This window comes from Pseudomonas sp. LBUM1641 (assembly GCF_059716235.1).
The window spans coordinates 5,859,076-5,873,388 of the sequence record NZ_CP166815.1; the positions used below are offsets into that span (position 1 = coordinate 5,859,076).

13 protein-coding genes are annotated in these 14,313 nt (G+C 61.0%); 6 read left to right on the forward strand and 7 right to left on the reverse strand.

Annotated elements, in window-relative coordinates; translation table 11 throughout:
* Window positions 1-45 precede the first annotated feature (45 nt).
* From dacB to ACA046_RS26980, 7 genes are all read right to left on the reverse strand, one after another.
* On the reverse strand, window positions 46-1,506 hold the full coding sequence (gene dacB / locus ACA046_RS26950) for a D-alanyl-D-alanine carboxypeptidase/D-alanyl-D-alanine endopeptidase (protein ID WP_497675312.1): 1,461 nt from the start codon (window positions 1,504-1,506) through the stop codon (window positions 46-48).
* Window positions 1,507-1,580: 74 nt separating this feature from the next.
* Window positions 1,581-4,013 (reverse strand): TonB-dependent siderophore receptor, encoded by a 2,433-nt coding sequence (locus tag ACA046_RS26955; protein WP_497675313.1) that lies wholly within the window; start codon window positions 4,011-4,013, stop codon window positions 1,581-1,583.
* Window positions 4,014-4,234: 221 nt separating this feature from the next.
* Window positions 4,235-5,176, reverse strand: a complete 942-nt coding sequence (locus ACA046_RS26960) for a glutathione S-transferase family protein (protein ID WP_497675314.1) — start codon at window positions 5,174-5,176, stop codon at window positions 4,235-4,237.
* Between the two features lie 75 nt (window positions 5,177-5,251).
* Window positions 5,252-5,542 (reverse strand): GIY-YIG nuclease family protein, encoded by a 291-nt coding sequence (locus ACA046_RS26965; protein ID WP_497675315.1) that lies wholly within the window; start codon window positions 5,540-5,542, stop codon window positions 5,252-5,254.
* Window positions 5,543-5,685: 143 nt separating this feature from the next.
* Window positions 5,686-6,165 (reverse strand): nuclear transport factor 2 family protein, encoded by a 480-nt coding sequence (locus ACA046_RS26970; RefSeq protein ID WP_497675316.1) that lies wholly within the window; start codon window positions 6,163-6,165, stop codon window positions 5,686-5,688.
* Window positions 6,166-6,266: 101 nt separating this feature from the next.
* Window positions 6,267-6,902, reverse strand: a complete 636-nt coding sequence (locus ACA046_RS26975) for a response regulator (protein WP_459023628.1) — start codon at window positions 6,900-6,902, stop codon at window positions 6,267-6,269.
* 200 nt (window positions 6,903-7,102) lie between these two features.
* Window positions 7,103-7,924 (reverse strand): response regulator, encoded by an 822-nt coding sequence (locus ACA046_RS26980; protein WP_497675317.1) that lies wholly within the window; start codon window positions 7,922-7,924, stop codon window positions 7,103-7,105.
* A 424-nt stretch (window positions 7,925-8,348) separates the two neighbouring features.
* Between ACA046_RS26980 and ACA046_RS26985 the strand changes: the two genes are divergently transcribed.
* The 6 genes from ACA046_RS26985 (at window position 8,349) to ACA046_RS27010 (ending at window position 14,312) form a co-directional block, all read left to right on the forward strand.
* Window positions 8,349-8,960, forward strand: a complete 612-nt coding sequence (locus ACA046_RS26985) for a DUF1120 domain-containing protein (RefSeq protein ID WP_459023632.1) — start codon at window positions 8,349-8,351, stop codon at window positions 8,958-8,960.
* 42 nt (window positions 8,961-9,002) lie between these two features.
* The gene (locus ACA046_RS26990; RefSeq protein WP_459023634.1) at window positions 9,003-9,620 is read left to right on the forward strand and encodes a DUF1120 domain-containing protein; all 618 of its coding nucleotides are present in this window, start codon (window positions 9,003-9,005) and stop codon (window positions 9,618-9,620) included.
* 40 nt (window positions 9,621-9,660) lie between these two features.
* Complete coding sequence (locus tag ACA046_RS26995) at window positions 9,661-10,293, forward strand: DUF1120 domain-containing protein (protein ID WP_459023636.1); 633 nt, start codon at window positions 9,661-9,663, stop codon at window positions 10,291-10,293.
* A gap of 79 nt (window positions 10,294-10,372) precedes the next feature.
* Window positions 10,373-11,002 carry a DUF1120 domain-containing protein gene (locus ACA046_RS27000; RefSeq protein ID WP_497675318.1) on the forward strand — a complete coding sequence of 210 codons (630 nt, stop codon included), beginning with the start codon at window positions 10,373-10,375 and terminating at the stop codon, window positions 11,000-11,002.
* Window positions 11,003-11,031: 29 nt separating this feature from the next.
* Window positions 11,032-11,754, forward strand: a complete 723-nt coding sequence (locus ACA046_RS27005) for a fimbria/pilus chaperone family protein (RefSeq protein ID WP_459023640.1) — start codon at window positions 11,032-11,034, stop codon at window positions 11,752-11,754.
* 92 nt (window positions 11,755-11,846) lie between these two features.
* Window positions 11,847-14,312: a fimbria/pilus outer membrane usher protein gene (locus ACA046_RS27010; protein ID WP_497675319.1), complete on the forward strand. Its 2,466-nt coding sequence runs from the start codon at window positions 11,847-11,849 to the stop codon at window positions 14,310-14,312.
* Window position 14,313: the final 1 nt, after the last annotated feature.

A 14,313-nucleotide genomic window follows, 5' to 3' on the forward strand; every position in this document is an offset into this window, starting at 1 on the left:
ACCGCTTTCGCGAGCAAGCCCGCTCCCACATTTGATCTTCAGTGCTCAATAGTCCGTGCTGTTGGCCAGCGCCGTGGCCAGACGGTTTTCCAGCGCCTTGACCCGCGCGCCTGCGACCACGTAATTGTTGGTCACCATCGAAAACACCAACTTGCGTCCCTTGGCATCGGTGACATAACCGGTCAACGACGACACGCCGTTCATGGAGCCGGTCTTGCCGTGCAGGTTGTTTTCCGCCGCCGTGCCCCGCAGGCGATAGCGCAGGCTCCCGCCCACCATCCGGTGCGGATTACCGGCAACCGGCAATGCGTTGTACCAGGCGTTGAACCAGGGCTGTTTGCTTGCGGCCAACAGCACGTCCGTCAGGTTCTGCGACGACACCAGGTTACGTCGGGACAACCCCGATCCGTCCACTTGGTTCAACGTCGCCGTATCAATTCCTTGACGCTTCAGGAACCCAGCCACCGCCGCTACTCCGGCAGGCGCCGTACCGGCATTCACTGTCTTGCGGCCCATGCTCTTCAGCAATGCTTCGGACATGTTGTTGTTGGAAAGCTTGAGCAGCGGCGTGATCAGCTCCTGCAACGGCGCCGACTCATGCATCGCGAGCACCGTCGCCGTGGTCGGCGTCACACCCCCGATCATCCGACGCCCCTGCACGCTAATTCCCTGCTGCGCCAATGCCTGCCCAAACAGATTGGCCACCAGTTGCGTCGGCTCCCAGACGCTGACCAATTGCCGACTCTGCTTGCCCGGCGCCAATGCGCCACTGAGGCGCAACAGGTTGGTGCCATGCTGGCGATTGATCCCGTAGCTGTTGCCCGTGCCGCTGATGGCACGGTTGCCGATCTGCACATAATCGGTCGCCGGGCTGATATCCACCGTCACCGGGCGCCCTATCGCAACTGGCGCCTTGGCCGTGACCAGCAGGGAGCCCGCATCAAAGTCGTCATTGGGCGACACCGTCAGTGCCGAAATCTGCGCGCCGTAGTAGGTGCTCTCATCGTCCTGGGACCAGTCGGTGCCCAGACGCTCGGCGTCGAAGAATGTGTCATCGAACACCAGGTCGCCCTGCACTTGCTGGATGCCCTGCTGCGCCAGGCTGGCCGCCAACGCCTGGTAATCCGCCCACTGGATCGTCGGGTCGCCCAGGCCGCGCAAGTAAAGATTGCCGTTAAGCACCGCGCCCTGACGGTTGCCGTCGCTCAACAGTTGTGTGGCAAAACGGTACTGCGGCCCCAGCACATCCATCGCCGCTGCGGTGGTCAACAGCTTGAGGCTGGAAGCCGGCGTCAGCCGTGTGCGTGGGTTGTGTTGATAGAGCGTGTTGCCGCTGCGGGCATCGCGCACCATCAGCGACACGCTGGCACCGTGCAGCGCCGGGTCGGCCAGCAACTGGTCGAGGGTGTCGCTGGTGGAATTTTTCGGCGCCGTGGCGCAACCGCCCAGCAACACGCTCAAACCCAGCAGCAGCCCGCCGGTGTGTATCCATCGTCCCAACTGCATCGGTGCGTTGTTCCAAAAAATTCAAAGAGGGGGCAACGCTAGCAGCTCAGGGCACCAGCGTCACCGCCCACGTTTCAGAACCGCAGCGTACTGGACACCGACACTTGCCGCGCATCGCCCACGGAAACAACCAGGGGGCTGACCGCCGCAGGGTAGTAAACGCGGTTGAACATGTTCTTCACGTTGACCTGGAATTCGACCTTTTGCCCATCGATTTTGGTGTCATAGGTGGCGAAGGCATCCGCCACGGTATAGCCCGGCAGGTCAAAGCTGTTAGGTGCATCCCCCGCACGCTCGCCGACGTAACGGGCACCGGCGCCTAACCGCAACTGGTCACCGCCCACGATAGTGCCGAAATCATAAACCGCCGACAGCGAACCGGTGTTTTTGGCCACATTCTGCAAGCGGTTGCCTTTGTAGTTCGGGTCTTCAGTGACCTCGGCATCGGTATAGGCGTAGCTGCCGATCAGGCTCCACTGGTCGGTCAACTGGCCGCTGATGTCCATTTCCAGGCCACGGGAACGCACCTTGCCGGCAACGCTGTACACGGCCGTCAAACCATCACCGACGGACTGCAGCACGTTGCGTTTCTCGATGTTGAACAACGCCGCGCTGGCGGTAATACGCCCCGGCAAGTCGAGCTTGCCGCCCAGTTCCCAAGACTTGGATTCTTCCGGCGCGATGCTGCCATCGAGCACCATCTTGTTGCTCAGCGGTGCAATGGTGGAGTTGGGTTTGAACGACTCGGTGTAGCTGCCATAGAACGACAGCTCATCGGTGTAGCGATAGACCAGGCCGGCACGAGGTACGAACTTCTGCCCATTATTATTGGTGTTGGCGGTGAACGGGCGACCACGGCCTGCGTACTCATCGAACGTCTGGAAGCGCGCACCACCCACCAGAATCCACTGATCGGTGAGGTGGATGGAGTCCTGCGCAAACAACGAGTCACTGCGCAGGATGTCCGTCTGTGCGCTGTCCGATGCCGAGACTTTGCTGCCCGCGACTTCCTGGCCGTACACCGGATTGTTGTAGTTGAACGTTTTCACAATGGATGCCTGGCGAATCAAGTCGGCCCGGTACATCTTGTTGTAATCATCGTCCGCGCCGAACACCAGATCATGGCGCATGCCCGCAACATCCACCTGGCCTTCAAGGCTGACGGTCATAAAACGATCGGTGCTCAACGCTCCCTGTGTGCCATCCATACTGCGGGTGATGGTGCCTTTTACCGGATCGATGCTAACGGTTCGTACCTGACTGGCGTCGTAAGTTTCGCGGTTCCAGCTATAGCCAAAATGGGCTTTCCAATCGTCGTTCAACTGGTGGTCGGCTTCAAAGTGATAGAGGTCCGAGCGGCCCTCCATGTTATTGAAGGGCTCGTCCAGCCGCCGGGTGGCGGGGATGTCCAGCGGATGTTTGGTCAGAGGGTTGATTGCCGTACCACGGTCAACCGGAGTAAGAAACTCACGATGTTCGTACGCAAACAGCAACGTGGTGTTCTCGCCATACCAGGCCAGAGATGGCGCGATCAAACTCTCGCGGTGGGTACCGAAATTGCGCCAGTAATCTTCGTCTTCGTGGTCCACGATCAAGCGATACGCCAGGCCATTGTCCCCAATCGGACCGGTGGTATCGAGGTTGCCGCCGCTGCCGTTCTTGCCGTCGCCGAACGTCGAGCCACGCGCGGTCAGCGCGGTGGACTGGGTCAGCTCAGGCTTTTTGCTGACGATGTTGATCACCCCGCCCGGGTCCTGAATGCCGTACAGCAACGACGCCGGCCCCTTGAGCACCTCCACGCGCTCGGCTGTCGAGTTCAGCGCCCGGCCCTGGATCACTGGCATGCCGTCCTGCATGATCGAGCCGTTACGATTGCCACCAAAACCACGCAACATCACCGCATCCATGGTGCTGCCCAAGGTGTTGGACTGGGTAATACCGCTGATATTGGCTAGGGCATCATCCAGATTGCGCGGCTTCTGGTCACGCAGCACCTGGGCCGGTACCACATTGACGGTTTGCGGCGTCTCCAGCAGCAAGGCCTTGGAACGCATCACCGAACTGGTAGGCGGCGGCTGATAACTAGTGGTGTCCGAAACCTGGGCTGCACCGTTGATGGTGGTGGCGCCGAGGTTCAGCGCGCCGTCGGTGGGCAACGGTTCCAGGGCCAGGGTGCGGGCGTCGATCTGGCGGAAGGTGAAGCCGGAATTACCCAGCAAGCGCTGCATGGCCTGAGTCGCGCTCATCTGCCCGGTGATCGCCGGGGCCTTGATCGCATAGGGCGCTTCGTCGGTGTAGACCACGCTGATGCCGGTGACCCGGGTGAAGTCGCTCAAGGCCTGGGGCAGCGGCTTGGCGGCCAGGGCAAAGTTGAACAACGTGCTCTGCTGCTGCGCCTCAGCCGCCTGCGCCACGCCCAGGGGCAGCAGCGCCAGCCCCGAAACCGCCAATACCGAGGCTCCCAGCCAATGTTTAACCGAACCCGCCGACGTTGCCCTGGACTTCATGCTTGAGAACCCGTGTGTAAAAAGCGCTGTTAATGCGAATTAATCGCAGTTTCAAGCACTACACGGATCGCCGACAGGTTTACCTCACCTATAACTGAAAATATTTCTGGAAAACACACCGCCCCCTGTAGGAGCGAGCTTGCTCGCGAAGGTCATTAACGATAACGCTGGGAACCTGACACCCAACTGCGCTTTCTGGTTTTTCGCGAGCAAGCTCGCTCCTACAGGATTTGGGGTTGGATGCGGAACCCGAAGCGTGGGAAGTGCACATGCACGCTGCCGCCGCGTTCGTCGGTGCGCCGCAGAATCAGCTCTTCACTCCCGGTAAACAGCAGTTCCCCGGCCACTGGGTCAACGCCGTAATCGGTCGCAGAGATAGTCACCTGCTGGCCCGCCTTGAAGCCGTTCGGGTCGACGAACAACTCTTCAGGCAAGGCGGCCGGTGCCGCGTTGCGGGCCACCTCCAGCGCCTGTTCCGAACTCATGTCGCTGGAGGTGCCATGGCCAAAACCGAACACCCGGCCCAGCCAGGCCGAAACGGCCGGATAAGCGTCCACCAACGGCGCCGTCACCGGCGTGGCCTTGAGGAACCAGAGTGGATGGGCCAGGGAGAAGTCGGCAATCGACGGCTCGCCAAACAGGAAATCCCCCGATTCGCGCTGCAACTGTTGCTCCAGCCGCGCCATGATCGCCGGCCATTGGTGGCGTGCCAGTTCCGCCGGGATGCGGGTCGCCGAACCACCGCTGAACAAGGCAGTGCGGTCAGCGATGAACGCCTTGATCGCTTCCGGCGGCAGCTTGGCAAAACGCACGGCCACCGACTCCGGCTGGAACACCAGGCTGACGGCATGGGCGAACACCACCGAGTCGGCCCAGGCGGCGAAGGCGCGGGTGATCGCTTCCTGGCCGAGCGGGAACAGTGCCGGCGTGGATTTCTCCTGTTCAAGGCGCCGGGCAATCAACGCGGTATCGCAATAGATGTCCGCGCCCACCTGCAAAACCGGCGTCTTGCGATAGCCGCCGGTGAGCGCGGTCAGGTCAGGCTTGGGCATCACTGGCGAGATGTGCACCGAGCGCCAGGACAAGCTTTTGAAGCCCAGCAGCAGGCGCGCTTTTTCGGCGAACGGGGATGTCGGGTAATGGTGAAGAATCAACTCGGACATGCTGGACTCCGCTAAACAAGTGGATGCTCAGCTTAGCGCGCCCAACCGCTGATTGGCGTGATGGGAACCCATCAGTCAGCGTGATGGGCCTGTAGCCGCCAGGCATTCCTTGGCGCTTTTCTTGAGTTTCTTGATCAGCCGTTCCTGGCGCAACGCCTCGCTTTTGCTCGCACACGCTTCGGTATACACCAGCTCCACGGCGGGGCTTGAGAGAAAAAACCGTGCGCCTTTGCCGCTCTGGTGCATCGCGAAGCGGCGCACCGGGTCGTTGCTGATCCCGCAATAGAGCGAGCCATTGGCGGCACGTACCAGGTAGACAAACCACGGTTTGGCTTCGACAGGCACACATTCAGAAGCGCTATTCACAATCCGTTCCGACACCACAAGAGAAGAACACGCATCTTATCAATGCCTCCACGTCCTGTGGCGAGGGGGCTTGCCCCCCGTTGGGCCGCGAAGCGGCCCTAATCAGCAATCGCGGTCCTTCTGAAAGGCCGCAATTACCTTTCTCAAGCCCCCTCGCCACGGGCCTGGAACGCTTTGAGCCCTTTCAATGCCTGGGCGCGTACGGCGTTTTTCACCAGCGGCGTCCAGCCCAGCAACAGCCCTTTGGTGCCCAACGCCTGGCGCGACCAGCGCCACAGGTCAAAGTGGTCGTGATGCTCGCAGATCTTGCCGTCACGAAACACAAAGCGCGCCCGGATATCGTTGACCACGGTGTTGCCGGTGGCGGTGAACAGGTAGGTCGCCACCCAATGGGCGCTGCCGGTGATTTCATCGCTGCGTACACTGTCGAAGGTCAGGGAAAAATCCTTGGCCCGGGTGGTCAGCATCCGCCACATATCACCGGCATCACGGCCACGCAGCTCGCCGAACGCCGGGTCGCTGAACACCACGTCGTCGGTGTAGCAGGCGCTCATGGCCTCGGCATCCAGGCGCTGGAAGGCGCTGTAGAACTCGGTGATCAGGGCATTATGGGCGTCGCTCATGGGCAGGTTCCGCAAAAGGGGTTGGGATGGCCGGTACGATAATCCCCAAGGCCCGGGAACACTACTGGCATCAACGCCAGGAATATCTCATCCCACAGGTTTCAGGGAACCATTCCGCTGTTGCGAGCATAGGCGAACAAGTCGACATCGGTGGAGATGCACAGCCGATTCATCGCGGTGCTCTTCTGCTTGCTGATGGTCGATATGCTGCGATTGACCCGGGCGGCAATCTGGCTGACCGTCAGCCCGCTGGCCAGCATCCGCACCACTTCCCGCTCCTTGCCGGACAGTTGCGGGGTTTGTGACTGGTCACCCGTGCCGGCCTGCACCAGCTGCGCCCGCAAGCACTCACTGACAAAGGTCTTGCCCTCACTGACCACCTTGATCGCCGTGGGCAGCTCCCGGGCGGAGGCGCTCTTGGCGACAATGGCTTTGGCGCCCTCGGCGAACGAGGCGCGCAGCGTTGCGATATTGGCAAACATCGTCACCAGGATGACCGGCAACCCGGGATACTGGCGCCGCAGCAAGCCCAGCAATACGTAACCGTCTGCCTGCTGCCCGCCCGGCATGGCGAAATCGGTCACCAGCACGTCGCAGGGAGTGCTGCCCAGTACCCTAAGCAGCTCATCGGGCCCATTGGCCTCCCCAACTACTTTGCACTTGCCGTTGGCCTCGATAACCACCTTTTGTCCTATACGCACAATAGGATGATCGTCAGCAATTATTACGCGAAGCATATAAACCCATGAGTGATGGCAAAATGATCTTCGCAAAATAACCCCGTAAGCCCCGTGCAACAACTGCCCGCCGGAGAGCGGTTTTTACTTGAGACCCGTGTTATTAAGTAGATGATTTTTTGCCCACAATAAAAAAGGAAACAACTTACAAACTAATACTACTCAACTAAGTAACACCTCCTACAAGATCGCTGGAAGTGTCATAAATCTGTCAAATAGCGCAGATACACCATCAGGTCCTGGTCGAACTGTTTCAGCGCCCGCCAGTTGCGCCGAATGCCTTGATCACGCACCTGCTCGATCAGTCGCGCAGCCCGGCGATCAAGGTCTGTGCTGCCAAAAAATGCCAGGCTTCCCGTCAGGCGGTGCAGGCAATCGATCATCGCGTGGCGGTCGAGGATACGGCAGGCATTCACCAGGCCTGCGTAATCTGCCTCGGCCTCCAGCACCAGGGTGCATAACATCTGGTTCAGCACCTCTTCATCACCAAATGTCTTGACCAACTCGGCGCGGGTGGGCCACGCCGCCCCAGGGAGTGAGCCGGAGCGCGGGCTCGCACATGCGCCCAGCGGCTGAGGCAGCCACTGCTCGAGCACCTCGCGCAATTGCTCCAGGGTCAGCGGCTTGAGCAGCCAGGCATCCATGCCGGCCTCCAGGCAGCGCCGGGCATCATCTGTTGAGAGCTTGGCGGTCAAGGCAATGATCGGCACACGCGGGCGGTTGTGCGCGGCCTCACGCCGCCTGATCTCACGGGCCATGCTGTAGCCATCCAGCACCGGCATGCGGCAATCGCTGATCACCAGGTCGAAATGCCGAATGGCGATGGCCGTCAACGCGGCCTGCCCATTGCACACCAACTCGTGATCGACTTCGAATTTTTGCAGGAACCAGCCCATCAGGGCGCGGTAGGCCTGATGGTCCTCGACGATCAATACGCTCAAATGCTTCCAATGAGCAGGGGGACTGCGCCATGGCACCGTTTGCTGCTTTGGGCCGTCGTCAGCAAATACGCTTGGCGTCATGGCCACCTCGATATCGGTGCCGACTTACCAGGTTCATCGGCTGACCCTGGCAGGTCGTCAGTTGAGGGCGCGCTCAGCGGTGATTCTCAACCCACCCACGTGACGCCCGTTACCGAATCAAACTACCCATATGAGTGCCATCTCGACGATACAAGAACTACGAAAAAGGCAGTTTTTCCTACACTACGCTACGCCAATTCCCACTTGACGTATGTCAGCTTGAGCACAAAAGGATTGTCGTAATTCTTGTATTTCCCCGCCTTCCCCCCAGCGCTAAATTGCGTCCCACCCCAAGAGGGCAACCCCGCCACTTCACCTGGCGGTCATACACCGACACTGACCGAACCCGAACCGCGCCAGCCTTTATTCGCTGGGTCGCTGCGGCAAGGCGCATCCGTCAGTTACCACACCGAGACAACACAACATGAACAAGCACCTGATTGCACTGACCGGCGCCCTATTGATCACTGGCACCTCATCGGTTTTTGCCGCCAGCACCGTCGACCTCACCGTCAAGGGCATCATTACGCCGAACGCCTGCAACCCGACCCTGTCCAGCGGCGGCGTGATTGATCACGGCAAGATATCGGCCAAGGACCTCAACACTGACAAGATCACCTTACTCCCGCCACAAACGCTGCAAATGATCGTGACCTGCGATGCAGCGACTCCTTTCGCCCTGAAGGCCACCGACAACCGACGTGAGTCGGGAACAGGTATTTACTTCGGCCTCGGCACCAACAATGGCAAATCCCTGGGCGGCTACAGCCTGAACATGGTTGCCCCGGTGGCCGACGACGAGGCCGTGCAAGCCATTGCGTCGTTCGATGGCGGTACCACCTGGGAGCGTTACAACAGCTTTGAAGACCAACTGATGCTCTCTGTGTCCACCGTAGGGGACACCACCCCGCGCCCGACCGAAGAGCTGATCACCGACATCAAGTACCAAGGCTTCATCAGCCGCACCGACGGCCTGGACCTGAGCGAAGAAGTCAACATCGACGGCTCGGCCACCATTGAAGTGATTTACCTGTAAGTACCCCAACCCGTTCTTGAAAATGCATAGGCCAAACAGTTGATGAATTCCTCGCCCGTTGTCTTTCTCGCCACCCTGCTGCTTGCCCCGGCCGTATTTGCCGCCAGCAGTACCGACCTCGCCGTCAAGGGCACCATCACGCCCAATGCCTGCGACCCCACGATCTCCGGTGGGGGTGTAGTGGATTACGGAAAGATGACGGCCAAGGATTTATCCGCCGACAAACCCACCTCGCTGCCGCGCCAGACACTGCAACTGCGCATCGAGTGCAACCAGAAGACGCTGCTGGCGTTCAGCACCATCGATAACCGCGCCGGTACTTCAGCGATCAACGAGAACTGGCACGGCTTGGGCATGACGCCAGACGACGAAAAACTGGGCAGCACCGGGTTCGGCCTCTACAACGCCGTGGCCGACGACGCGCCCGCCAAGACACTGGTCTCAAGCGATGGTGGCATCACCTGGCGCCCTTCGGTGTTCCTCGGCCACACGTCGCTCACTGCGATCGGCGCCGCCGGCAACAGCCTGGTACCGATTGCCGTGACCCGGTTCACCGCTGACCTGAGTCTGTACACCATGATCGACGGTGCCGACCGCCTGACTGTACTGGATGAAATCCCTCTGGACGGCCACGCCACCTTGCAAATGAAGTACCTGTAATCCACGTCATCTGGATTCAATCCAAAGGAACCTTGCAGCCATGAACAGCACGCTTAACGCCGTGATCGCCACGCTACTGCTGGGCACTTGCGCGCAAGCTCTCGCAGCATCCACGGTGGACCTCTCCGTCACCGGGAAAATTACTCCCAATGCCTGTACGCCGAGCCTGTCTGGCAGCGGTGTTGTGGACTACGGCAAGCTGTCGGCCAAGGATCTGAACCTGACCACACAGACGCCCTTGCCGATGACCACCTTGCAGATGGTTATCGAGTGCGACGGTGCAACGCTGTTTGCAATCAAAGGCACCGACAATCGTGCAGGCTCCGCCTCCGGCCCCTCCACTCGTACGTACGGCCTGGGGTTGATCAACAACGACCAGAAGCTGGGCAATTACATGGTTGCACTGGCAAACCCCGTCACCGAGACCGGCGCGACTCAAGTTCTGGAATCGATCGACAACGGCGCCACATGGCAAGACGGGTCCAGCGAAATCCCCCCGTCTTCGCTCGCAGCCTTTGGTGATCGCTCATCGGGCGTCTGGCTACCGATCCCGATCGTCAACGTGACCACTGACGTGAATATCTGGGGTTTTATCGCCCGCGTCGACAGCCTGGACTTGAGCGACGAACATAAAATCGACGGCTCCGCCACGTTCGAAGTCAAGTACCTGTAACCCAAGCCATGGACGTGCATCACGGCGACGTCGCATCCAGGCGACGTTCGCTCTTCATACCGACCGCACTGAAGACCGAATGATGAACAAACACCTACGCGCTTTCGCGACGCTGTTACTGCTCAACACCGGCTCCACGGTATTCGCCGACACCGCCACCGACATGACCGTCTCGGGCCTGGTCACTCCCAGTTCCTGCACTGCCACCCTGTCCGGCAACGGTGTGATCGACCACGGCAAGATCGCCGCCCATGGCCTGAACCCAGGCACGCCCACCGCCCTGCCTACTCAATGGCTGGACCTGGAAATCCACTGCACTGCCCCCATGCTGTTTGCCTTGGTGGGCATCGACGATCGAGCAGACTCATCACCTGCACCCGGTACTGCGTTTGGCTTGGGCAAGAACACCCACGCTCCCGACGAGCACTTGGGCTGGGTCTCGCTGGCGTTCGAAAATGCCCTGGCCGACACCCAGCCGATGCAATCAATGGCCTCGACCAACCAGGGCGCCACCTGGACCGCGCAAGAGGCGATTCACCCCAGGGCCTTGATGGCTTTTTCCCGGCCAGGTCGCCCGCTGCCCGAACACATCGTGGAACTGACCACCCGCATCCGCGCCAACACCGTTATCAACCCGGCACACCGTTTGACCCTCAAACACGAGGTGCCGCTCGATGGCTCATTGGTCCTGGATTTGCGTTACCTGTAACCGCCCTGCACTCAATCAGGATGCACCTCATGAAAACGTACTCAACGTTATGCCGGATCCTCGGCAGCCTCGGCGCTCTTGCCTGGCTGTTGAGCACCCAGGCCCGGGCCGATGGCATGGTGCCCGACACCTCGGTGGTGATTGTCTATGAAGAAGAAGGTGAAGCGTCTGTGTCGGTGACCAACACCGACAACAAGCTCGCGCTGCTGCACGTCACCCTCGAAGACCTGCCCGAAGACCTCGAACCGTTGCTGTTTGTGACCCCTCCCCTGGCGCGGGTCGAAGCGGATAAAAGCCAGCTGGTGCGGTTTATCCTGCAGAACCAGAAACCCCTGCAAACCCAGCGCCTGAAACGGGTGATCTTCGAAGGCATGCCCAAGGACCGCACGCCTGCCGAGGCCGGGCATGCACGAGTAGGCGTGACGGTACGCCAGAACCTGCCGGTGATTCTTCATCCCAAGGGCTTGGCGCCAAATCGCACCCCGTGGAAGGGCCTGACCTGGTCCCTGGACAATGGCCAGTTACGGGTATTGAACGACAGCAAATATGTGGTGCGCATGGCGCAGGAACTGCAATTGTTGCCGGGCAATGACAAGGCCGTGCTGCCGCGAACCTACATCCTGCCTGGTGAAACCCTGAGCGTGCCGGCTCCGGACAAGGTCGCCACCTCGGTACGCATTCAACCGGCGACGGTTTATGGCTTTGCGGTGGCGGCATTCGAAGCGCCGATCAATATCGCTACGCAACGCTGAAACCACCACGCACCTATAACGAAGTGACTGCCCAGACCGTCACCGGGAAGACCGCCTGCACAGGCCATCTTCCATAACCCGAGTGCCTTCTCGTGAACACAGTAACTCCCGACCGTGACGGCAAAGCCGTGGGCGGTTTTTCTCCACACCTGCGTTCCAGACAATTGGCCTGGATCGCCCTGAAACCAGCGTTGGTCCTATTGTTTACGTCCTCGTGGGCCGAGGCTGCGCCCGCCGGACAATCCTTTGACCCGCAAACTCTGCAGCAGCGAGGCATCGACCCTGAACTGGCGTACTTGCTGCTGGATGCGCCGCGTTATACCAGCGGCGTTCATGCCGTGAGCCTGAACGTCAATGGTCAACGGCGCGGCCGGGTGGATGTGCGCTTCGACAACCAGGGCACGCTGTGCTTCGATCGGCCATTGCTGGACACTGCGAACCTGGTGGTGCCTGCACCGCTGGCAAGCACGGGCTGCCATGACTTTCTTGGCGAATACCCGCAAACCGTCATCGAACAGGACCCGGCGAGCCTCAGCGTTTCACTATTAGTACCCACCGAGGCATTGCGCCCGCGACAACGCGAGCTGTCTGGCTACCAAACGGGTGGTTTTGCCGGCCTGCTCAACTACGACGTGACCGGGCTCTACAACCGCTACGGTGACGACAGCAGCCGTTTCGGTTCGGCCAATACGGAAGTCGGCTTTAACGCCGGCGACTGGATCGTGCGCAGCCGCCAAGTGCAAACCTGGCAAGAACAGCGCTCGCGTACCACCCACCTGGAAGCCTACGCCCAGCGCACCTTTGCTGCGCAGCAGGCGGTGTTGCAGGCCGGGCAAGTAACGCTCTACAACCCGGTGCTGTCCACTGCTCAGATCACCGGGGTTCAAGTGTTCACCGAACAGGCCCTGCAGGATCAGGCACAAGGCGCGACCATCGCCGGCATCGCCAACAGCCCGGCCCAGGTTGAGGTGCGGCAGAACGGCGCGTTGATTCATTCAACCGTCGTGCCTGCGGGGCCGTTCTCACTGACGGATGTGCGGCGCCTGAATACGCGCTCGGATGTCGAGGTCACCGTCAAGGAAAGCACCGGCGAACAGCGCCGGTTCACGGTGCCCGCCGCGATGCTCGGCAGCGGGCTGGCGGCTCCGGGTTACTCGGTAGGCGCCGGGCGTGTGCGCAATATCGGCCAAACTGAAGGTGACGATCCATGGGTGGTCAGTGCCGGGTGGAGCGGCGCGTTGAACCCGCTGGTCAGCGTGGGTGCCGGCGCCTTGATGGCGGAGGATTATCGCTCCACCGGCGCCAGCCTGGGCTGGTTGCCGTGGGCGGATGGCCAACTGCAACTGGCCACTCAACTGGCCGACGCCAGCGGCCGGGAAAACGTGCGTGGGCTACAGACCGACCTGTCGTTGTCCCAACGCCTGGGCCAGCAATGGTCGATCACCGCGGGTACCTCCCACCGCACGCCGGGTTACCGCGAGTTGGAAGACACTGCCTATGACTACCGTGAGGACGACAACGGTCGGCGCTCGCGCTACCGCGACCAACAAAGCCTGTCCCTGGGATGGGCGCACCCGTGGCTCGGCGCATTCAACGCGGGAGTTTCACGCACCAGCACCTTCAACGGCGATAACAGTAGCCGGGCCCTGGCCTCCTGGGGCACCAGTGTACGGGGCGTGTCGGTGTCGGCCAGTGCGGAATGGCAAGTCAGCGGCCGCCAAAATGACGACAACGCGGTGTACCTGACCCTCAGCGTGCCCCTGGGAGAAACCCGCAGGGGCCGGACCTGGATGCGTAATTCCGGGGGTGAACACCGCGTCGGCGTGGGCTTGAGTGAACAGGTCAACGACCAACTGAGTTACCGGGTCAGCGCCGAACATGACAGCCGCGACCAGCAAGTGGAGTCCACGCTGGGAGTGTCCTATCTGCCGCGCTACAGCCAGCTCGACCTTAACTACAGCCGCTCCGACGCCGAGCGCTCGAGTTACCAGGGCGGTGCCCGTGGCGCCATCGTCGCCCACGGCGACGGCCTGACCTTTTCACCTTATCCGGTGCGCGACACCTTCGCACTGGTATCGGTGGGGGACATGGCCGGGATCAAGCTCAGCACACCCAGTGGCCCGGTGTGGACCGACGGGCTGGGCCAGGCGGTGGTCTCGCAAGTAGCGGCCTACGGGCGTAGCGCAGTGGAGGTGCAAACCCGTTCGCTGCCGCGCAATGCCGACATCAGCAATGGTCTGGCGGTCATTTCCGCTGGGCGAGGCGCCGTGGACAGGGTTGAGTTCGGCGTGGCCGTTACCCGCCGGGCATTGTTGACAGTTACTACGCCACAGGGGCAACCACTGCCGCGTGGAGCCACGGTGAGCACGGCCGATGGCGAGTTTGTAACGCTGGTGCAGGAAGGCAGCCAAGTGTTCCTGCCCAACGTATCGGATCCGCGCCGCCTGTGGGTCAAGGGCCCCGGCATCAAGCGTTGTGAACTGCACTTCAGCCTGGAACAAAAAACCGATCCCCAGGTGTATTTCGAGACCGTTGCGGCTCAGTGCCTGACGCCATGAG